This is a genomic window from Rhodococcus sp. GA1, from assembly GCF_024321955.1.
Classification (GTDB): Bacteria; Actinomycetota; Actinomycetes; order Mycobacteriales; family Mycobacteriaceae; genus Rhodococcus; species Rhodococcus pyridinivorans.
Genome location: NZ_CP097186.1, coordinates 3,659,650 through 3,680,055, shown reverse-complemented (window position 1 = coordinate 3,680,055; position 20,406 = coordinate 3,659,650). Strand labels below are relative to the sequence as shown.

General features: G+C 69.1%; 22 protein-coding genes. 3 read left to right on the top strand and 19 right to left on the bottom strand.

Annotated elements, in window-relative coordinates:
- Nucleotides 1–155: 155 nt before the first annotated feature.
- The 7 genes from M3330_RS17405 to M3330_RS17375 all read right to left on the bottom strand — a co-directional run bounded on the left by M3330_RS17405 (nt 156) and on the right by M3330_RS17375 (nt 7,123).
- On the bottom strand, nt 156–578 hold the full coding sequence (locus M3330_RS17405; protein WP_228044622.1) for a hypothetical protein: 423 nt from the start codon (nt 576–578) through the stop codon (nt 156–158).
- Nucleotides 579–685: 107 nt separating this feature from the next.
- Nucleotides 686–1,663, bottom strand: a complete 978-nt coding sequence (gene hemB / locus M3330_RS17400; RefSeq protein ID WP_024101718.1) for a porphobilinogen synthase — start codon at nt 1,661–1,663, stop codon at nt 686–688.
- An 86-nt stretch (nt 1,664–1,749) separates the two neighbouring features.
- Entirely contained in the window at nt 1,750–3,315 is a 1,566-nt protein-coding gene (locus tag M3330_RS17395) for a bifunctional uroporphyrinogen-III C-methyltransferase/uroporphyrinogen-III synthase (RefSeq protein WP_024101719.1), read from the bottom strand.
- 63 nt (nt 3,316–3,378) lie between these two features.
- Nucleotides 3,379–4,389: a hydroxymethylbilane synthase gene (gene hemC / locus M3330_RS17390; protein WP_024101720.1), complete on the bottom strand. Its 1,011-nt coding sequence runs from the start codon at nt 4,387–4,389 to the stop codon at nt 3,379–3,381.
- On the bottom strand, nt 4,386–5,807 hold the full coding sequence (locus tag M3330_RS17385) for a glutamyl-tRNA reductase (protein WP_024101721.1): 1,422 nt from the start codon (nt 5,805–5,807) through the stop codon (nt 4,386–4,388). The genes hemC and M3330_RS17385 overlap by 4 nt, the downstream gene beginning before the upstream one ends.
- On the bottom strand, nt 5,804–6,673 hold the full coding sequence (locus tag M3330_RS17380; RefSeq protein WP_019291201.1) for a redox-sensing transcriptional repressor Rex: 870 nt from the start codon (nt 6,671–6,673) through the stop codon (nt 5,804–5,806). The genes M3330_RS17385 and M3330_RS17380 overlap by 4 nt, the downstream gene beginning before the upstream one ends.
- 159 nt (nt 6,674–6,832) lie before the next feature.
- Complete coding sequence (locus tag M3330_RS17375; RefSeq protein WP_006552340.1) at nt 6,833–7,123, bottom strand: glutaredoxin family protein; 291 nt, start codon at nt 7,121–7,123, stop codon at nt 6,833–6,835.
- Nucleotides 7,124–7,365: 242 nt separating this feature from the next.
- On the opposite strand from M3330_RS17375, the gene M3330_RS17370 reads away from it, so the two are divergent.
- Nucleotides 7,366–8,322 (top strand): HAD family phosphatase, encoded by a 957-nt coding sequence (locus M3330_RS17370; protein WP_006552341.1) that lies wholly within the window; start codon nt 7,366–7,368, stop codon nt 8,320–8,322.
- 12 nt (nt 8,323–8,334) lie between these two features.
- On the opposite strand, the gene M3330_RS17365 is transcribed toward M3330_RS17370, so the two are convergent.
- From M3330_RS17365 to M3330_RS17335, 7 genes are all read right to left on the bottom strand, one after another.
- The gene (locus tag M3330_RS17365) at nt 8,335–9,318 is read right to left on the bottom strand and encodes a lysophospholipid acyltransferase family protein (RefSeq protein ID WP_024101723.1); all 984 of its coding nucleotides are present in this window, start codon (nt 9,316–9,318) and stop codon (nt 8,335–8,337) included.
- Nucleotides 9,315–10,346, bottom strand: a complete 1,032-nt coding sequence (locus M3330_RS17360) for an NAD-dependent epimerase/dehydratase family protein (RefSeq protein WP_041803431.1) — start codon at nt 10,344–10,346, stop codon at nt 9,315–9,317. Before M3330_RS17360 ends, M3330_RS17365 begins: the two co-directional genes overlap by 4 nt.
- 225 nt (nt 10,347–10,571) lie before the next feature.
- Complete coding sequence (locus M3330_RS17355; protein ID WP_003402602.1) at nt 10,572–10,673, bottom strand: AURKAIP1/COX24 domain-containing protein; 102 nt, start codon at nt 10,671–10,673, stop codon at nt 10,572–10,574.
- Between the two features lie 260 nt (nt 10,674–10,933).
- Complete coding sequence (locus M3330_RS17350) at nt 10,934–11,170, bottom strand: helix-turn-helix domain-containing protein (RefSeq protein WP_006552345.1); 237 nt, start codon at nt 11,168–11,170, stop codon at nt 10,934–10,936.
- A gap of 213 nt (nt 11,171–11,383) precedes the next feature.
- Nucleotides 11,384–12,244 (bottom strand): pyrroline-5-carboxylate reductase, encoded by an 861-nt coding sequence (proC, locus tag M3330_RS17345; protein WP_024101725.1) that lies wholly within the window; start codon nt 12,242–12,244, stop codon nt 11,384–11,386.
- A gap of 77 nt (nt 12,245–12,321) precedes the next feature.
- The gene (locus M3330_RS17340; RefSeq protein ID WP_051424933.1) at nt 12,322–13,131 is read right to left on the bottom strand and encodes a thioesterase family protein; all 810 of its coding nucleotides are present in this window, start codon (nt 13,129–13,131) and stop codon (nt 12,322–12,324) included.
- 44 nt (nt 13,132–13,175) lie between these two features.
- Nucleotides 13,176–13,841, bottom strand: a complete 666-nt coding sequence (locus M3330_RS17335; protein WP_024101727.1) for a MerR family transcriptional regulator — start codon at nt 13,839–13,841, stop codon at nt 13,176–13,178.
- Between the two features lie 94 nt (nt 13,842–13,935).
- On the opposite strand from M3330_RS17335, the gene M3330_RS17330 reads away from it, so the two are divergent.
- A complete protein-coding gene (locus M3330_RS17330) occupies nt 13,936–14,352 on the top strand; it encodes a hypothetical protein (RefSeq protein WP_024101728.1) in 417 nt (138 codons plus the stop codon).
- Here M3330_RS17330 and M3330_RS17325 read toward each other — a convergent pair.
- The 3 genes from M3330_RS17325 to M3330_RS17315 are packed head-to-tail and all read right to left on the bottom strand — an operon-like array spanning nt 14,311 to nt 17,517.
- On the bottom strand, nt 14,311–15,264 hold the full coding sequence (locus M3330_RS17325; protein ID WP_019291195.1) for a sugar phosphate isomerase/epimerase: 954 nt from the start codon (nt 15,262–15,264) through the stop codon (nt 14,311–14,313). The genes M3330_RS17330 and M3330_RS17325 overlap by 42 nt on opposite strands.
- Nucleotides 15,265–15,268: 4 nt before the next feature.
- On the bottom strand, nt 15,269–16,567 hold the full coding sequence (locus M3330_RS17320; protein ID WP_024101730.1) for a hypothetical protein: 1,299 nt from the start codon (nt 16,565–16,567) through the stop codon (nt 15,269–15,271).
- Nucleotides 16,564–17,517 (bottom strand): Ppx/GppA phosphatase family protein, encoded by a 954-nt coding sequence (locus M3330_RS17315; RefSeq protein ID WP_024101731.1) that lies wholly within the window; start codon nt 17,515–17,517, stop codon nt 16,564–16,566. Before M3330_RS17315 ends, M3330_RS17320 begins: the two co-directional genes overlap by 4 nt.
- 45 nt (nt 17,518–17,562) lie before the next feature.
- Here M3330_RS17315 and M3330_RS17310 point away from each other — a divergent pair, with 45 nt between their 5' ends.
- Nucleotides 17,563–18,393 (top strand): hypothetical protein, encoded by an 831-nt coding sequence (locus M3330_RS17310; RefSeq protein ID WP_024101732.1) that lies wholly within the window; start codon nt 17,563–17,565, stop codon nt 18,391–18,393.
- On the opposite strand, the gene M3330_RS17305 is transcribed toward M3330_RS17310, so the two are convergent.
- Complete coding sequence (locus tag M3330_RS17305) at nt 18,375–19,064, bottom strand: response regulator transcription factor (protein ID WP_006552355.1); 690 nt, start codon at nt 19,062–19,064, stop codon at nt 18,375–18,377. The genes M3330_RS17310 and M3330_RS17305 overlap by 19 nt on opposite strands.
- 61 nt (nt 19,065–19,125) lie before the next feature.
- Nucleotides 19,126–20,307 (bottom strand): cell wall metabolism sensor histidine kinase WalK, encoded by a 1,182-nt coding sequence (locus tag M3330_RS17300; RefSeq protein ID WP_024101733.1) that lies wholly within the window; start codon nt 20,305–20,307, stop codon nt 19,126–19,128.
- Nucleotides 20,308–20,406 lie beyond the last annotated feature (99 nt).

The window sequence follows — 20,406 nt, the reverse complement described above, 5'->3', positions numbered from 1 at the left end:
GCGATGAGAGCGATCAACACCAATTCGCGACGGCGCCCATAGGGCCGCGGTTCCACCTGCATGACGTCCTTTTCGCTCGACGGAAAGGGCCGTGCGGCCCACATGGTGAGCCCACCGTACTCTTCGGTCGCGCCGGACGAAACCGAGTGGTACGTCTATTCTTCCGGCAGTCGCAGGAAGAAGCGGTTGGCATCCCGCCGGTGCATCAGCACGATCGCTCCGACGGTCGCGACGGCTTGCAGAATGCCCACCACACCGAGTATCCAGCCCGCGCCGCCCTCCCCGACGCCCACACCGAAGACGGTGGGCAGGGTCGACAGCGACATGAACACCCCGAGCAGGGTCAGCAGCATCCGGGCCCAGTTCTTGGCCTTCAACAGCTGCCTGACTACCAGATACAGCAGTCCGACGATCACCAGGCCGATGCCGGCGGTCAGCGCGACCAGCAGCGGGACCGCCGACTCGAGCTGCTCCGTGGTGACGCCCTCGATGGCCTGCTCGGCGGCCATCGTGGTCATGAGGTCGAGCAGTTCCTCGCGTCGACTCAGCAGATCGGCGAGACTTGCCGCCAAACTCACGACGGCGAGAGCGAGTACCCCGCACCACAATTGGTGGGCCGTCGTGACGTCTCCGGGAACGGGACGATTCGCCGCGGGGCCGGGCCCGACAGGAGGTGCGGGGAAGCTCATGACAGGCGACCCGCGACCTCGGCGGCCCAGTAGGTGAGGACGACGTCCGCACCGGCCCGCCGGATGCCGACCAGCGATTCGAGGATCGCCGCATCGCGATCGATCCAGCCCTTCTGCGCGGCCGCGGTGATCATCGAGTACTCCCCCGAGATCTGGTAGGCGGCCACCGGGACGGGCGAGCGGTCGGCGACCTCGCGCAGCACGTCGAGATACGACATCGCCGGCTTGACCATCACCATGTCGGCGCCCTCGGCGAGGTCGAGGTCCACCTCGTGCAGCGACTCGCGACGGTTCGCCGGATCCTGCTGGTAGGTGCGGCGATCTCCCTCGAGGGACGAGCCGACGGCGTCGCGGAAGGGACCGTAGAACGCCGAGGCGTATTTCGCGGAGTAGGCGAGCTGACCGACCTCGGTGTGCCCGGCCTCGTCCAACGCGGACCGGATGAAACCGATCTGGCCGTCCATCATGCCGCTCGGGCCGAGCAGGTGCGCCCCGGCCTCGGCCTGCGCGACGGCCATCTCGGCGTAACGCTCGAGGGTCGCGTCGTTGTCGACGACGCCGGTGTCGGTGAGCACACCGCAGTGGCCGTGATCGGTGAACTCGTCGAGGCAGGTGTCGGCCATGATCACCGTGGCGTCGCCGAGTTCGCTGCGCAGCGACCGCAGCGCGCGGTTGAGCACACCGCCGGGATCGCTCGCCGCGGAACCACGGGCGTCCTTGTCCTCGGGGCTGGGCACACCGAAGAGCATCAGGCCGCCGACACCGGCGGACACGGCCGCGGCCGCGGCCTTGCGCAGCGAATCGGCGGTGTGCTGGTACACCCCGGGCATCGACGCGATCTCGCGCGGCTCGTCGAGGCCGTCGGCCACGAACATCGGGAGCACGAGGTGGCGGGGTTCGAGGGAGGTTTCTGCCACGAGCCGTCGGATGGCGGGTGTGCTGCGCAGCCGGCGGGGACGGATGTCGGGAAACATGGGGAGAACACCTTCCATACGGGTCGTGCGCGGCCCCGGTAGTGGCGACTACCGGGACCGCGCACGGATCATCGGATCACCAGAGATCAGCGGCGGGCGCGGGACTTCTTCCGCGGCGGAGGCAGTGCGCCTTCCGCGCGGAGCCGGGCCGCGTGCTCGGCGAGCGCGTCGACCAGGGGCCCGATCTGCGCGGTCTCGGGCTGCACGTCCACCCGCAGGCCGAACTCGATCGCCGTCTCGGCCGTCTTCGGGCCGATACACGCGACGATCGTGCGGGCGTGCGGCTTGCCCGCGATACCCACGAGATTGCGGACCGTCGACGACGAGGTGAAGCACACCGCGTCGAAACCACCGGTCTTGATCATCTCGCGGGTCGCGGCCGGCGGCGGAGCGGCACGCACGGTGCGGTAGGCGGTGACGTCGTCGATCTCCCAGCCGCGCTCGCGCAGACCCTCGGCGAGGGTCTCGGTGGCGATGTCGGCGCGCGGCAGCAGCACCCGGTTGACCGGATCGAAGACGTCGTCGTACGGGGCGAACTCGGCGAGCAGGCCGAGGCTGGACTGTTCGCCGCTGGGCACGAGCTCGGGAATGATGCCGACCGAGCGCACCTTCGCAGCGGTGGCCTCACCGACGCACGCGATCTTGACGCCGGAGAACGCGCGCGCGTCGAGACCGAACGCCTCGAACTTCTCCCACACCGCACGCACCGCGTTGGTGGAAGTGAACACCACCCACTGGTAGCGACCGTCGACCAGGCCCTTGACCGCGCGTTCCATCTGCGCGGGACTGCGCGGCGGCTCGACCGCGATGGTCGGCACCTCCATCGGGATCGCGCCGTGCGTGACGAGCCGCTCGCTCATCTCGCCGGCCTGATCCTTGGTGCGGGGCACGAGCACGGTCCAGCCGTACAGGGCGCGCGACTCCCACCACGACATCTTGTTGCGGTGCGAGACGACCTTGCCGACGGTGACGACGAGCGGTCCGACGAGCTCGGAACCCGCGTCGTTCAGGGTCGCGAGAGTGGCCTCGACGGTGCGCTGCTGACGGGTGGTGCCGCGCACGGTGATCGCGGCGGGGGTCTGCGGCGCCAGGCCGTGTTCGACCAGCGCGCTGGCGGTCTCGGCGAGGTGGCCGGAGGTCGCATGGAGGACGAGAGGGCCGGGGGCGGCGGCGAGCGCGGCCCAGTCGACCTCTCCGCGCACGTCGACCTCGGTGTGGCACGAGCCGAGCGCCATACCGGCGTAGCTCGGCACGGACGATCCGGCGGGCAGGCCCGGCAGCACCTCGAAGGCCACCTGGGTGCGGGCGACGGCGTTGACCTCGGCGATCACCGAGTCGGTGGTGAGCGGGTCGCCCGCGACGAGGCGCACCACGTCGCGACCGGCCTTCGCCTCGGCGACGAGCGTCTTGGCGACCTCGGCGGGCTCGCCGAGCGCGGGACGGACCTCGGCGACGGGCTCACCGGTCTCCGGGTCGGTGCCGTGGTCGACACCGACGAGGGCCACGACACCCTTGTCGACATCGGGGTCGGTGAAGGCGATCGTGGCGCCCGCCAGCACGTCACGCGCGCGCACGGTGAGCAGCGCAGGATCGCCCGGACCCGATCCCACGAACAGGATGCGCCCGGGGTTGTGCTTACGGACTCGGCTCATCGGTCATTCTCCAGTGCGGTCAAATCAGCGGTAAGGGCAAATCGGGTGACGGTGACGGCTGTGTCAATCATCGGCAGGTCTCGTCTCGGGGAAGACCCCGTGCTCGACCATGAGCTCGCGCGCACCGAGGTCGAGCAGTTCGCGGGCGACACGACGACCGAGTTCCTCGGCCTTCTCCGGCGCCCCCACCGCGCTCGCTCGCAGCACATCCGATCCATCCATGGCGGCGGCGCATCCGCGCACCGACAGTTCCTCGATCACCCGGCCGTCGTCGTCGAGCGATTCGACGACCTCGGCGATCGCCCCCACCGGTGCGGTGCATCCGGCTTCGAGTTCGGCGAGCAGCGAGCGCTCCGCGACGACGGCGGCGCGGCTCGGCGCATGGTCGAGTCCGGCGAGCAGCTCGATCATCTCGGGATCGTCCGACCGGCACTCCACGGCGAGCGCACCCTGCGACGGCGCGGGCAGCATCTGCACCGGTTCGAGGGACTCGGTGACCCGGTCCAGGCGTCCGATCCGCGACAGTCCGGCACGCGCGATGACGATCGCGTCGAGTTCGCCGGAGTCGACCTTGCCGATGCGGGTGTCGATGTTGCCGCGCAGCGGTTCGATCTGCAGTCCCAGGCCGAGCGCAGCGAGTTGTGCCCGCCGGCGCGGCGCCGAGGTACCGACCTTGGAGCCGGGCGGCAGCTCGCCGAGGACGAGTCCGTCACGGGCGACGAGCGCGTCGCGCGGGTCCTCCCGCTCGGGGACGGCCGCGACGACGAGGCGCGGATCCTGGAAGGTCGGCAGGTCCTTGTAGGAGTGCACGGCGACGTCGACCTCACCTGCGAGCAGCGCCTCGCGCAGCTCGGCGGTGAACACGCCGACGCCGATGCGCTGCACCGGGCCGGGCGTCACATCGCCCTTGGTGGTGATGATGACGAGCTCTGCCGGGCGACCGGCGGCAATCAGTGCGTCGCGCACGGTACCGGCCTGGGTCGTGGCGAGCACGCTGCCGCGGGTACCGATCCGCAGGGGACGATCCTGCCGAGCAACATCGTCGCGGGAAACCGATGCGGCTTCGGTGCTCATGCGGTGCCGTCCTTTCGTGAGGCCTGGAGTTCGGTGGTGACAGCGGGGTCGAGTGCGGCGGACAGATCCCCCGAGAGGGTGGGATCGGTCAGCGAGTTCAGATCCTTGGTGGGTGTCGCGACCGCCTCGACCGAGCCCGGGCGCAGCTCGAACAGCTCGCGCAGGGCCTCGGCGTACTGGTCGCCTCCCGGCGTCGACGCGAGCTGCTTGACGCGCACCGTCGGTGCGTGGAGGAGCTTGTCGACGACCCGGCGCACGGTGCGGGCGACCTCGCCGCGCTGGCCGTCGTCGAGATCGGGCAGTCGCGATTCGAGGCGCATCAGTTCGCCCTCGACCACTTCGGCGGCGCGTTGACGCAGTGCCGTCACGGTGGGGGTGACCTCGGCGAGTCGCTGCGCGGTGAGGTACTGCGACAGCTCGGCGGCGACGATCGTGCGGGCGGCCTCCGCGTCGGTCGCGGCGGCGCCGGCCGACGGGTCGCGCTGCAGCGACTCCATGTCGAAGACCTGCACACCGGGAAGACCGGCCACGGCGGTGTCGACGTCGCGCGGCAGACCGAGATCGCAGATCGCGAGGGGGCGTTCGCCGCGGCCGGGCTGCGCGAGTGCGCGGTGCGCGTCGGCGAGCGTGACGACGGCGCCCACGGCTCCGGTGCAGGTGACGGCGACGTCGGCGCGGCTCAGTGCGGTCGCGAGATCGTCGAATCCGACGACCTCGGCGTCGACACCGGCGGCCTGTGCGGTCTCGGCGAGTCGCTCGGCACGGTCGCGGGTGCGGTTGGCGACGACGATCGAGCCGACCTCGGCCCGGACGAGATGCGCGACGGCGAGACCACCCATGGCGCCGGCACCGATCACCGCGGCGGTGCGGCCCTTCAGGGCGCCTCCGAGGAAGTTCGAGGCCTTGTCGAGCGCGACCGACACGACGGATGCACCGGCGGCGTCGATGCCGGTCTCCGAGTGCACCCGCTTGCCGACGCGCAGCGCCTGCTGGGCGAGTTCGTGCAGGGTGCGGCCGGCGGCCTGCTGAGCGTCGGCGGCGGCGTAGGCGGTGCGGATCTGGCCGAGGATCTGCTGCTCCCCCACGACCATCGAGTCGAGCCCGCTGGCGACGGAGAACAGGTGTTCGGCAGCGGCCTCGCTGTAGCGGACGTAGGCGTGCTTGTGCAGTTCGGTGACGGGCAGACCCGAGTGCTCGGCGAGCAGTTCGCTGACCGCGGCGAGCGCGCCGTGGAAGGCGTCGACCACCGCGTAGATCTCCACCCGGTTGCAGGTGGAGACGATCATCGCTTCGGAGATCTTGTCCGACGCCAGCATCTTGTCGGTGAGCTTGGGGCGGTCGGTGTCCGTGACCGCCACCTTCTCGAGCACCGGGACCGGTGCGCTCCTATGCGATATCCCGACGAGGAGAACACTCACGGTGCGATCACCGATCCGTTTCTGGTCGCGGCCGAGCCCATCGGACCCGCCTTTCCTGTTGTGGTACGCCGAGCAGAGCTTCGGGTGGACACCCGCGGTATGCCGGCGGGGCGTACGTCGCCGGCAGCAGGACGAACGTCAGCGGTCGCGGCCCGGGGGGTCTCCCCGTTGCGGGTGCTGTTGAAGGACAGGACCTGCATCTCGACGGACAGATCGACGCGTCGGATCTCGACGTGGTCGGGGACATCGAGTTCGACGGGAGCGAAGCTCAGGATGCTGCGCACTCCTGCGAGCACGAGCCGATCGCACACCTGCTGTGCTGCCTCGTCGGGGGTGGCGACGACACCGATGGTCGCGCCGAGTTCATGGGCTCCGTTCTCGAGATCGTCGACGTGACGCACGACGAGATCGCCCACACGTGTGCCCACCACGTCGGGATCGGAATCGAAGAGTCCGGCCATCGTGAAACCGCGGCGGTCGAAGCCCGGATACCGGGCGAGGGCGCGGCCGAGGCTGCCAACTCCGACGAGCACGACGCGATGGCCCCGGTCGAGTCCGAGAGCTGCTTCGATGCGGGACTGGAGGCGCAGGACGTCGTAGCCGACGCCGCGCACTCCGTTGGGTCCGAGGAAGGACAGATCCTTGCGCAGTTTGGCCGAACCGACCCCGGCGGCGGCCGCGAGTTCCTCACTGGAGACGATGAGAGTGCCCGCTTCGGCGAACGCACCGAGGACCCGGAGGTAGGTCGCGAGACGCGTCACAGTAGCCTGTGGGATATCGCGGACCGGAGGAGTGGGAGTGGCACCCTCGCCGGACTCGGCGGTGCCGCGAGCGTCCTCGCCCTGCGGTGGGTGCAACTGCGTCACGGTACGTGGCTCCTCGTCCGGCCGGTGGATACACGCCTGGCCTCACGGTGATCCGGGAATTCGTTCACACCACGGTAACCGCTTGTGAAGCCATGCACAAAGTTGCTCGAAGCACCCCGAATGTGCTTCCCACCTGCTGTACGACGAGGACCTGCCGACTCACCGAGCGAGATCTGCGCGCAGTCGCGGCTCGTCGACCTCCCAGTAGCTGTGCTCGCGTCCGTCGAGCAGAACGACGGGCAGACGGTCCCCGAATTCGGCCCTCAGATCGGGATCGGTTGCGGCAGCGACATCCACGTCGATGCAGGTGACCTCGACGCCGAGCTCCTCCGCGAGCGCCTCGAGCTGCTCGCGCGCAGGACCGCACGCACCGCACCCGGCGCGCACGAGAAGGGTCAGGTGATGACGGCTCGCGGAGCCGCTCGTTGCCGATGACGATTGCTCACTCATGCCTCCACTGTGCGGCACGACCTGTCGAGATGAACGTCACACCCCGTCACGGGGGCGACGGCCTCCCGGTGAGGGGCGGTGTCGCGGGCTAGGCTTGGCGCGGGTCGCCCGTGCATGCGGTCGCCATATGTGCGGCGCCCGGAAGTGCAGGGGTCACACGGGGCCCGCCCGTTTCGACAGCCCCGCCCGTTACGACACCGGAGGTGCGAGTGCCAGGACGTTCGTTTCCCTACGGATGGGGCATGGGTGAGACGTGGGCGAGCATCATCCGTCCCGGACGTCGGCTCTTCTCTCGCAAATTCGGACCCAGCGAGGAAGAGGTCCGCGCCAATCTCGCAGGTGAGGCGAGCGCCGATGCCGCCCTCGCGTTGCAGGAATCCCGCGTCGAACCCGAGCCCTCCCCCGATACCGCTCCCGTCCCGCGCGATCTGACCGCGGCGGCGTTCTTCGACGTCGACAACACGATGGTGCAGGGCGCGTCGATCATCCACTTCGCCCGCGGCCTCGTCGCCCGGAACTACTTCGACAAGTCCGACTTGTTCGAGTTCGCCTGGCAGCAGGTCAAGTTCCGCCTGACGGGCAAGGAGAACATGAACGACGTCGCGTCCGGTCGCGACAAGGCGCTGTCGTTCGTGCAGGGCCGCTCCACGGAGGAACTGCGCCGGCTCGGCGAGGAGATCTACGACGACATCATCGCCGACAAGATCTGGCCGGGCACCCGCGCGCTCGCGCAGATGCACCTGGACGCGGGCCAGCAGGTGTGGCTCGTGACCGCGACGCCGGTCGAACTGGCCGACGTCATCGCCGAACGCCTCGGCCTGACCGGTGCGCTCGGCACCGTCGCCGAGTCGAAGGACGGCGTCTTCACGGGCCGTCTCGTCGGCGACATCCTGCACGGTCTCGGCAAGGCGCACGCGGTGCGGGCCCTCGCGATCCGTGAGGGTCTGAATCTCAAGCGCTGCACGGCTTATTCGGACAGCCACAACGACGTGCCGATGCTCTCGGTGGTCGGCACGGCCGTCGCGATCAATCCCGATCCGGATCTACGGCAGGTCGCTCGCACACGCGGGTGGGAGATCCGCGACTTCCGGACGGCGCGCAAGGCCGCGAAGGTCGGGGTGCCGACGGCGCTCGGTCTCGGTGCCGCGGGTGGTGCTGTCGCGGTCCTCGTGGGTCGCCGCCGCGACCGAGCGGCTTGATTTTCGAGGTGCTCAGCCGAGGAAGACGTTCCGCCGGCGCGTGAGCAGTTTGTAGAGGGTCTGCTGGATCGTCTCGCGCACGTGGTCGGTGACCTCGAACAACACCATCGGATCCTCCGCCGAGGTCTCGTCGTACACGTCGGTGACGATGGGTGTGCCGAACTCGATGTACCACTTCGACGGCAGCGGCAGGATCCCGAGCGGGCCGAGCGCCGGGAACAGCGGGGTGATCGGGAAGTAGGGCAGGCCGAGCAGGCGCGCGAGCGAGGTGAGGTCGGCGATGTTCGGGTAGATCTCCTCGGAGCCGACGATCGAGCACGGCACGATGGGCGCCTGGGTGCGCAGGGCCGCCGACACGAAACCGCCGCGGCCGAACCGCTGCAGTTTGTAACGCTCCTTGAACGGCTTGCCGAGTCCCTTGTACCCCTCGGGGAAGACCGCGACCACCTGGTCCTGCCGGAGGAGTCGTTCGGCGTCGGGATGGCACGCGAGGGTGTGGCCGGCCTTGCGCGTCACCGTCCCCACCACGGGCATACCGAAGGCGAGATCGGCGGCGAGCATCCGCAGGTGACGATCCGCGTGGTCGTGCACGGCGACGGAGGTCATCAGTGCGTCGACGGGGAGCGTGCCGGCGTGGTTGGCGACGACGAGTGCGCTGCCCTCGGCGGGGATGTTCTCGACGCCGCGGACCTCGACGCGGAACCACTTGTCGAACAGGGGTCGCAGCACCGGCAGGACGACGTTCTCGGTGAAGTGCGGGTCGAAGCCGAAGTCGTCGACTTCGTAGTCGCCGGTCATCCGGCGGCGCACGAACTCGGCGGTGGCGGTGACCTGTTGTGCGAGCGTGCCGCGCAGGTCGTCGAGGAATCGATCGGTGCGGTTCACCTGCTCGGGGGTGGGCGGTGGCCCCATCGACGGATGGGGTGTGCGTGTGACCCGTTCACCGGGACGGCGGTTGCCGGCGTGCAACGGGATGACCTTCGCGACCTCCGTCATCGCGTCTCCCTCGTCTCTCCGAGCACGGAGAGCGCCATCGACTCGGCCTTGTCCACCCATTCGGTCTTCACGATGCGGGTGAGGGCGAGGCCCCGGGCGAAATCGTCGAGCGCTTCTCTCGTGGTCCAGCGTGGTTCGAATCCGAACTCGTTGCGCATGCGCGTGGTGTCGAGTCCGCATCCGAAATGGAAATAGTCGAGTTCTTCTTTGGTGAAGGAGTTCATCACGGAACCCATGAGTGCGTGCCCGACCGTGCGGAACAGCGCGTAGGGCATCGGCACGGTGACGCCACCGGCCCGGCGCACGGCCTGGGTCATCGTGACGATCCCCTCACCGGCGATGTTGTACGTCCCTGACGGTCCGGCGACGACCGCGTGTTCGAGCGCACCGAGTGCGTCCTCCTCGTGCAGCAATTGCAGTCGCGCGTCGCGGCCGAGCACGTTGGGGACGAGCGGGGAGGTGAGATAGCTCGACACCGAGCCGGGCAGCCGGTTTCCGACGGTGGGTGCGAACCGGAGGATGGTGGTCGCGATGTCGCTGCGCCGCCGGGCGACGCCGCGCAGATATCCCTCGACCTCTATCATGTCGCGGGCGAAGGCGCCCGTGGGCCGGCGGCGGGCGCTCATCTCCTCGGTGAACTTCGCGGGGTCCTTGGCACTCGATCCGTAGACGACGGACGACGAGCGCAGCACGATCCTGCGCACCGAGGGTGCCTTCTGGCACACCGCGAACAGCTGCATCGCGCCGAGGACGTTCATGTCCTTCATCGCCGTGCGGCTCCCGGACTTCGGGGCCTTCGTGACGGCGGACGCGTGGACGACGGTGTCGACGTCCATGTTGCGGATGATCTTGCCGATGAGTGGGTTGCGGATGTCGGCGAGCACGAACTCGGCCCGCCCCATGCGCCGGAGCATGTCCTTCGACGGCGACTGGGTGTCGACGCCGATCACCCGCTCGATGTCGGGATTCTGGGCGAGCCTGGTGACGAGGAAACCCCCCAGGAACCGACTTGCTCCGGTGACCAGCACGACTCGTGGACGTGCCACTTCGTGCCCCTGCGAAACCACTCGTGAAACCCCCTGCTGCACCACACGCGTCATCGGTCACATTCGCCCCGACGCGGTATGCCGTCCCACAATACGGCCAATTCGCCGCCATCGCACGACTCGTGGGTGAACTTTCGTGTACCGGGATGCACAGACGAACGATGCCCGCCACCATGGAAGGTGACGGGCATCGGATAGGCGCAGGGCTTACTTGCCGAGTTTACGACGCTGCACTCGGGTGCGGCGGAGCAGCTTGCGGTGCTTCTTCTTCGACATGCGCTTACGGCGCTTCTTGATCACAGATCCCATGTGGGCATCCCTCACGTTCCTTGTAGCGTTCCTGCGCACGCCGGTGACGTACGCCTGATGTATGTCGACGCTGGGCCTCGTGGCGACGAGTAACAGCGCCTCACGACACCGGCTGGCCGGTACGACGACAAGCAATCCTACCGGGGCGGCCCACCCGGCGTGAAACCGAGGTCCGTCCCGGAACGCGACTTCCCTCGCGCACCGGATCCGTTCGTCGTACCGTCGTCCCCGACGATGCGCCGATCGTCCCTGTCCGACCTCTATCCGACGTCGAAGTACGACGTCTCGAGGTAGTCGTGGACGGCCTTCGCATGCACGCGGAACGAGCGTCCCACACGCACTGCGGGTAGTTCGCCACTGTGCACCAGCCTGTACACGGTCATCTTCGACACCCGCATGAGAGCTGCCACTTCGGCAACCGTCAGGAACTGGGTACCGGCGAGAACCGACTGTCCGTCTTGAGGTTGACCCTTCGACGGCGTGTTTCCTGAAACCATTACACACCTCCGGCACGCCCGCGCCGCCGGCTTCCCCTCCGGCGGAACAGACACGCACGTGCTGATTCGAGCTTAGCGTGACGAATGGTTCCTGTGCGACGATGCAGCTGGGGAATTTCCGGCGGGCGGCTGTTCGTCGCCACGCTACGCCCTACGGTGACGTCTGTCAGCGTTCCGCAGTGACACCTGTCAGTGCCTCGGGTGGATGCCCTGTCAGGCCGTCCCGGAGAGCCCCTCGCGGGCCGCAGGCGACGGCTGATCCGATGCCGCCCCGAGTTGCGCGGAACGGCGCTTCGCAGCGTCGAGCGCCTCGTAGAAGGCCGTACGCAGGCCTCCACGCTCGAGTTCGCGGATCGCGGCCGCCGTGGTGCCACCCGGCGAGGTGACCGCGGCGCGCAGGTCGGCAGCGTTGTCCCCCGAGCGCGTGAGCATCGCGGCCGAGCCGGTCATCGTCTGCACCACCAGATCGGTGGCCACCGCCCGCGTCAGGCCGAGCGAGACACCGGCGTCGATCATCGCCTCCGCGACGAGAAAGAAATATGCGGGCCCGGATCCGGAAACCGCGGTTACCGCGTCGATCTGCGCCTCCGGGACCACCGAGACCGTTCCCACGCTCGCGAGGATCTCGCGGACCGTGTCGAGATGCTGCTGCTTGACGTACCGACCGGCGGACAGCACGCTCGCGCCCTCCCCGACGAGCATCGGGGTGTTCGGCATCACGCGCACGACAGGGAAGCCGGCCGGGAGCTTGGTCTCGTAGCGGACCGTCGGGATGCCCGCGGCAAGCGACACCAGGATCTGCTCGTCGTCGTTCCCGGCGTCGACCGCCGCGAGGGCGGTGACGACGACGTCCACGTCGTTGGGCTTGACGGCCACGACCACCACGTCGGCGCCTTCCGCGGCGTCGGAGGTGCTGTCGGTGACCCGGATCGAGTAGGCCCGGGACAATTCCTCACGCCGTTCCTCGAACTTCTCGGCGACCACGAGATCCTTGGTCGCGAAGCCGTTCTTCAGCAGACCCGAGATCAGCGCCTCGCCGATCCTGCCGCCACCGATCACTGCGATTCTCGTCATGGGGACAGCCTGCCACGACCGTCCGTGCGGCCTACACCACGGTCACCGCCTGTCGGGACCTACCGCGTTCGGGCGTATCAGCGCGGCATCATGGCCAGCTGACGCGATTGCACGACCACCTGGCCGGTCGAGTCGACGACGGTGTGGTCCTCCTCGAACCAGGTGCTGCCGAGCACGCTGCTCTCGGCGATGACCCGCAGCCATCCCGGAGCCGGAACCCGCCGCAGATAGGCGGTGAGTTGCACCGTCGGCGCCCAGCCGAAACGGCCGAGGTTCATCGCGACGGGAGCCGACACGTCGCCGCACATGAGCGCGAACAGCACCGAGGTGTCGACGTCGGCCTCGTCGCCCGGCGACGGCCGCGTCCACATCGACACGAGCGGTTCGCCCTGCTGCCCGTCGAGGAAACGCGCGGTGGCGGAGTCGATCCGGAGGTGGGAGGTGGCGGCGAACTTCACGATCTGCCCCATGGGGTGCTCGGGGGTGACGAGCACCGACTCGGCCGGCGGGTCGGCGGGCATCGTGGTCGCGCGGTGCGGCACCGTGTGGAAGGGCTCCTCGGTATCCGGCGTGCCGAGGGTGACACTCGCCCGCACCGCCACACGCCCGGCCTGGGACAGTTCGACGTCCACAAGGGCGATCTGCTTGCCCTGCTTGCGTAGGACGGTGGTGAGTTCGACGTCGCCGGGGTCGGGCGCGGCGACGAACGAGGCACTCACGGCGAGGGGCTGGGTGAGCGGGTCCACGCCGGCGTCGAGCACCGACCTGCGCGCCGCGGACGCGCAGACCGCGAGCATGCATCCGCCGTGCACCTTGGGCCCGATGGTCCACACCGGATCGATGTGCGCCTGCCAGGGCGCCGTGCCATCCGGGTGCTCTCCCGGCATCCGGGTGACCGAGGTCAGGTCGAGGAAGGGCTGGTCGGTGAGGGTCACTGCTGCTCCTGGTCGTCGTTCGGGGCCGGATCGGCGCCGGTCGTGGGGGGTCCACCGGACCCGAACATGCGGGCGGCGAGATGCTGGTGGGCCAACCGGCGCATGGCCGTGAGGACCGGTTCGTACAGGGCGGTCCCGAGCACGGCCGCTTCCACGGTGGCTTCCCGGGAGTGCGTCGGCAGCAGTTCGAGGTCGAGTTCGGCGATGGCGCGGACGTGACGGCCGTAGGCGTCGATCCGGCGGTCGTCCATCCGCAGGCCGGCGGCTTCGAGTGCCGCGAGCGCGTGTTCGAGTTGCGCCACGGCCGCGAACCGTGGGTCGTAGATCTGGCCGAGGCGTTCGAGCAGGTGGCGGGCGCGGGGATAGCCGGGACCGGCCGAGTCCTCGACGTAGGGTGGCAGCGCGGCGATGGCGTGGCCGAGTTCGACGAAGAGGTCGTCGCGGGGATTGTCGACGAGATCCACGACGGTCTTGATCTTCTCGAGGGGCAGACCCTGCGCGGCGAGTGACCGGACCAGACCCATGCGCCGCACGTGCCGGTCGTCGTAGGTCGCCGAGGTGACGCTCGTCGCCACGCCCGGCATGAGCAGCCCCTCGCGCAGGTAGTACTTCGCCGTCGGCAGCGGTATGCCGCAACGCTCGGCGAGTTCCGAGATACGCACCGATCACCTCCGCTCCTCGACACCGGATACTACAACTATCCAGTATTGGATAGTTGTAGTATCCAGTCACGGAGTACCGGCCGAGGAGGCCCTCATGCATCCGCTCGTGACCATCGTTCTCGGGAGCACCGTGCTCACCGTCGCAGGCATCGCCTTCGGAGGCACCTTCCTGCTACGCGTCGCCTCGGGCGGCGTACCCACCAACGACCTGCAGAAGACGTTCTTCCGTGCCGGTCACGCCCACGCTGGAGTACTCGTCACCCTCGGGCTGCTCATCGCCGTTCTCACGCACGTCGTGGGCGCATCACCCGGTTGGTCGGCGGCCGGCGCCATCGCCGTGCTCGTCGCCGCGATCCTGATCCCGGCAGGCTTCTTCCTGTCGGTGCTCGGGCCCGATCCGACGCGGCCCGACCGGATGTTCGCGGCGGTCCGGCTCGGCGCCGTCTCCCTCACCGCGGGCGTGCTGATCTCAGGCGTCGCCGTGCTCGCCGCCGGAATCGCTGCCCTCTGAGGCGGGGACGCGCGCGATGTCCGTGTGCCGGGGACTCTCGGGGCCGGCGGTGATCGCGCGCGTCGCCGAGCGATCCAGGTGCGTGCGAGCGAAGGCCAGCGAACGCGCCAGCATCCCGGCGCGCTCCGCACGCGTCCGTGCGCTCTGGGTGCTGATCTCGAGCACCACGTGCCCGCCGAAGTCGCTCGCGGCGAGCCGGCGGCACACGTCCGCACACGGCTGCGTGCCCGTTCCCGGGACGAGGTGTTCGTCGAGCGAGGAGCCCCGGCCGTCGGCGAGATGGAGGTGGGCGAGCCCCTCCCCCATCCGATCCGCGAGCGCGAGGGCGTCGGCCCCCGCGGTCGCGGTGTGCGACAGGTCGAGCGTGTAGTGCGCGAAACCGGTGTCGGTGGGGTCGAGCGACGGGCTGTAGGCCGAGACCGCGCGGCCGGGACCGCGCCGGCGCAGACGTTCGGCGCCGCGATCACGACCGCCGAAGACGACGTCGGCCCTCATCGGGTACATGTTCTCGACCGCGAGCACCACGTGGCTGTCGGCCTCGAGCGCCGCGACCTGGTCGGAGAATCCCTCCGCATAGCGACGCTGCCACCGGAAGGGCGGATGGACCACGACGGTCTCCGCACCGAGGATCTCGGCGACACGCACCGAACGGTCGAGCTTGGCGGCGGGATCGGATCCCCACACGCGCTGCGAGATCAGCAGACACGGCACGTGCACGGCGAGCACCGGCACGCCGTACTCGCGGACCAGACGCTCCACCGAGGTGGGGTCCTGGCTCACCGGTTCGGCCCACACCATCAGCTCGACCCCGTCGAAACCGAGATCGGCCGCGAAGCGGAACGCCGCTTCGGTGTTCTCCGGATAGACCGAAGCGGTGGACAGCCCTACCCGGATTCCCTGCGCGGTCGGCATCGGCTCACCCGGGCAGCAGGAACAACAGCGGCCCGAAGGCCACGAATGCTCCCACCGCGAGCGCGATGAGCTGACTCGTGATGTCGTCGGTGCGCCGCAGGACACGCACCAGCGCGACCAGGCCCACGATCACCAGCAGCGCGAGCGCGAAGGCGACCCACGGCATGAGGTCCCACAACCGCTCGAAGCCCTTGAAGAGCAATCCGCCCGCGACGATCGCGGCGACGCTCTCGCCGATCAGCAACGCCCATTGCTTGAGGCCACTGCCCTGCTCCGCGTCGGCGGACTCGTCGTCCGCACTCTTCCGTGCCGAGTCGTCGGCGGCGTCGGACGTCGCCTTCCCACCCTTGCCGCGGGACTTCCGCGACCGCGACGATGCCACTCCCTTCGAAGCGTCGGGCGCGGCACCCGCAGCACCGATGGTGTCGGTCGAGTCGTCGGCGTCGGAACCGGTGCCCTGCAGGTCGCTGGCGGGGCCGGACAGTAGTCGCGGTTCGGCGACGTCGGCCTTGCGCACCGACACCGCCGGGACGCTCGCCTTCTCGGACTTCTTGTCCGCCTTCTTGTCGGCGACCGCTGCTCCTTCACCGGACTGCGAGCCGGGCGCTGCCGCTCCGAGATGCGCCCGCGCGCGCCGGGGAAGCGCCTCGGGACGGATGACCTCGGTCGGCGACTCGATCTTGGGCGGCGCCGCCTTGGACGCTGCCTTCGTCGATGCGGCCGTCTTCGACACCGTGTCCGTCTTCGACACCGTGTCCGTCTTCGACACCGTGTCCGTCTTCGACACTTCATCCGCGGCTGCAGGCACCTTCGCCGCCGGGCCGGACGGCGCCTTCGCAGTGGGTGGTGTTTTCGCGGCAGGCGGCGTCTTCGTGACGGCAGGCGTGCTCGTTCCGGTCTTCACCGGCGGCGTCTTCGTCTCGACGGCAACCCGCGGGGTCACGGTGGTCTTCTCGATGTCGGACAGCGCGAAGGTCGCCGCCTTCGGCGTCTCTAGCTTCGGGGTCTCGACCTTGCGTGGCGCCGGGACGGCCTTCGGCGGGGTCTCCGCCTCGACAGCAGCCGTCGAGGACGACGAATCCGCCTGCCCGGCAGCGCTTTCCGCATCGGTCGGGGTATTCCGCTCGACCTTGCTGTCTGCGCGGGTGATCGGGATCTCACCCGTCAGTTCAGCGACGGAGATGCCGCCGCTCGCACCTCGTCGGCGTCGTCCCCCGGCCCGTGTTCCCACCTTCTGGCCGTTACGCGCCAACAGCTCGGCCACGGAGATCTGCCCCGTGTCGTTGCTGCGATTCTCGCTCATCCGGTTGCCACCACCAGTTCGCCACCCATATCCGTATCGAGCTTCCGAAGAATCAGGCCTTCGCGCAACGCCCACGGGCAGATCTGCAGCGTCTCCACTCCGAGGGCACGCATGCTCGCCTCCGCGACGAGGGCGCCGGCGACGAGTTGCTCGGACCGGTCCGAGCTGACGCCTTCGAGTTCTGCGCGGTCGGCCGTGGTCATCCGGGAGATGAAGGCGATGAGCTGGCGCAGTCCGCTGGCCGTCAGGGTCCGTTGTACCCGCAGGCCGGCGGACGAGGGGGCCGCGCCGGTCAGGCGGGCGAGGGTCCGGAAGGTCTTGGAGGTGCCCACACACAGGTCGGGGTCGCCCGCGTTGCGTATGGCCTTCGCCGGCTCGGCGAGTTCGGCGTCGAGCCAGTCGCGCAGCGCCGAGATCCGGCGCTTGCCGGGCGGGTCCTCACGGAACCAGTCGCGGGTGAGCCGTCCCGCACCGAGCTGGAGCGAGTAGGCGATCTCGGGGTCCTCGTCGCCACCGAAGGTGAGCTCGAGCGATCCACCGCCGATGTCGAGGTCGAGGATGTTTCCGGCGCTCCAGCCGTACCAGCGGCGCACCGCGAGGAAGGTCAGCCGCGCCTCGTCCTCGCCGGAGAGCACGTCCAGCGACACCCCGGCCTCCCGGCGCACCCGCTCGAGGACGGCCTCGGAGTTGCCGGCGTCGCGCACCGCGGACGTCGCGAACGCCATGAGCTCGCCGCATCCCGAGGTGCGGGCGATGCTGGCGAATTCGGCGGCGGTCTCGACGAGCCGATCGGCGCCGTTGGAGGTGATGTCGCCGTTGTCGTCCATGTTCTCGGACAGCCGCAGCGTGGCCTTCGTCGAACTCATCGGCGTGGGGTGCCCACCACGATGGGCGTCCACCACCAACAGGTGAACGGTGTTGCTTCCGACGTCGAGTACCCCTAAGCGCACATCAATACGGTACTGGGTCTACCGTCGGGACCTGTGACAGCAGGTATGTCCCATGCCCCACACAAACTCGACCCGGCCCCGGAAGTCCCTCTCGACTTTCCTCGGGAATGGGTGGAGTTCACCGACCCCGACAACGACGAACACGTCATCGCCGCAGACATGACATGGCTGCTCTCGCGGTGGACCTGCGTGTTCGGCACTCCGGCGTGCCAGGGCATCATCGCCGAGCGACCCGACGACGGGTGCTGCTCGCACGGTGCGTTCCTGTCCGACGACGACGATCGCCAGAAGCTGGCGAAGGCAGTGAAACACCTCACGCCGGCCGATTGGCAGTTCATGGACAAGGGCCTGGGCAAGAAGGGCTACCTCGAAGAGGACGAGATCGACGACGAGCCCGCCCTGCGCACCCGCCGCTACAAGGGTGCGTGCATCTTCCTGAACCGTCCCGGATTCGAGGGCGGCCAGGGCTGTGCCCTCCACACCATGGCGTTGCGACGCGGCATCGAACCGCTCGAGATGAAGCCGGACGTATGCTGGCAGCTCCCGATCCGCCGCACCCAGGACTGGGTCGAGCGTCCCGACGGCACCGAGATCCTGCGCACGGTCATCACCGAGTACGACCGACGCGGCTGGGGTGAGGGTGGGCACGACCTCGACTGGTACTGCTCGGGCTCTCCCGACGCGCACGTCGGCGAGCGTCCGGTCTGGCAGTCGTACGCCCCCGAGCTCACCGAACTCCTCGGTGCGGCGGCCTACGACGAGCTCGCGCGCCTGTGCCGGCGACGCCAGGGACTGGGTCTGATCGCGATCCATCCCGCGACGTCGGCAGCACAGGCGGGCTCCGATGCCGGCTCCGATCAGGCCTCGAGCTTGTAACCCAGACCGCGCACCGTCACGAGGTGACGCGGCTTGGCCGGATCCTCCTCGATCTTCGAGCGCAGACGCTTGACGTGGACGTCGAGGGTCTTGGTGTCGCCGACGTAGTCGGCGCCCCACACCCGGTCGATGAGCTGTCCGCGGGTGAGCACCCGCCCGGAGTTCCGCAGGAGATATTCGAGCAGGTCGAATTCCTTGAGCGGCATGGCAACCGGCTCACCGTTGACGTGCACGACGTGACGGTCGACGTCCATCCGCACGGGTCCGGCCTCGAGCAGTCCGTCGTCCGCCGCTACCTCGCTCTCGGTGTCGGCCCCGCGCCGCAGGACCGCACGGATCCGGGCGATGAGTTCACGCGCCGAGTACGGCTTGGTGACGTAGTCGTCGGCGCCGAGTTCGAGCCCGACGACCTTGTCGATCTCACTGTCGCGAGCGGTGACCATGATGACCGGCACACCCGAGCGGGTCCGCAACTGCTTGCACACGTCGGTGCCGCTCATCCCGGGGAGCATCAGGTCGAGCAGGACGATGTCGGCGCCCTCCCGGTCGAACTCGGCGAGGGCCGAGGGGCCGTCGCCGGCGATGGTCGTCTCGAACCCCTCCTTCCGCAGCAGGAAGGCGAGCGGATCCGCCAACGATTCCTCGTCCTCGACGATCAGCACACGCGTCACGAGCTGGTCCTCCGTCTGTTTCTCGATATCCGTCCGCCCGGGAACCCGGGTGGGGTCTGCGTCACGATCCGACCACCTTCTCGGTGCGGTCGGCGGTGTGGTTCTCGTCGTCCTCGGCGTCCTCGACGTGGGCCGGGACGAGGAGGGTGAAGGTGGAGCCGGTACCGGGCTTGCTCCACAGGGTGATCTCGCCGTGATGGTTCGCAGCGACGTGCTTGACGATGGCCAGCCCGAGGCCGGTGCCTCCGGTGGCCCGCGACCGGGCCTTGTCGACGCGGAAGAAGCGCTCGAAGACCCGCTCCTGGTCCTCCTTGGCGATACCGATCCCCCGGTCGGTGACGGCCATAGCGACCTTGCCGTCGCGCAGCGACCTGCTGATGGTCACCGGTGAGCCGGCCGGGGAGTAGGCGATCGCGTTCTCGATGAGGTTGGTGAGGGCGCTGACGAGCAGCGTTCGGTCGCCGAGGATCTCGAGACCGCTCGGCCGGTCGGTGCTGATGGTGATCGAGGCGTTCTCGGCGGTCAGGCGCGTGCGGTCGAGAGCCTCGTCGACGACGTCGTCGACGTCCACGACCTCGAGATCGGGCAGTTTCTCGGCACCCTGGAGCTTCGAGAGGGCGATCAGTTCGGTCACCATGTTGCCGAGGCGCGTCGCCTCGCGTTGGACCCGTTCGCCGAAGTGGCGGACGGTCTCGGGATCGTCGACGGATTCGAGCAGCGCCTCCGCGAGCAACGCCATCGCGCCGACGGGGGTCTTCAGTTCGTGGCTGATGTTGGCCACGAAATCGCGCCGGGTGGCCTCCATGCGGACGTGCTCGGAGTCGTCGAAGGCGTAGAGCACGACGAAGCGCGGATCCTGGTCGAGCAGCAGCCGGACGGTGCAGCGCACCGCGACGGGCTCGCGGCCGAGCAATGCCTTCGCGCCCAGGTCGAGTTCGATCGGCTTCCTCTTCTCGAGCACCTGGCAGGCGGCCGCCCAGGCCCGGTCGTCGATCTGCCGGTTGCGAACGAGGCCGAGTTCCTCGGCGCGCGGGTTCGACAGGACGACGTCGTGGAACTTGTCGACCACCGCGATACCGGTCGACGCCCCGTGCACGACCCGGTCGAGCACGTCGAACATCGTGAGGTCGGCTTGGTCGCTACCGTGGGCCCGGCGCTGCACCAGCCTCCCGGCGGCGACGGTGACGATCCCGCCGAGGACCGCTGCGACCACGGCCAGCAACACGGCCTGCGTAACACTCACACTTCGAATCGTAATGACACCGGTACCCCACCGAACAGCGGGTCGACGGCATTTCCCGCACGTCACACCCCATTTTTCGGATGTTGGAGTGTTGTTCAC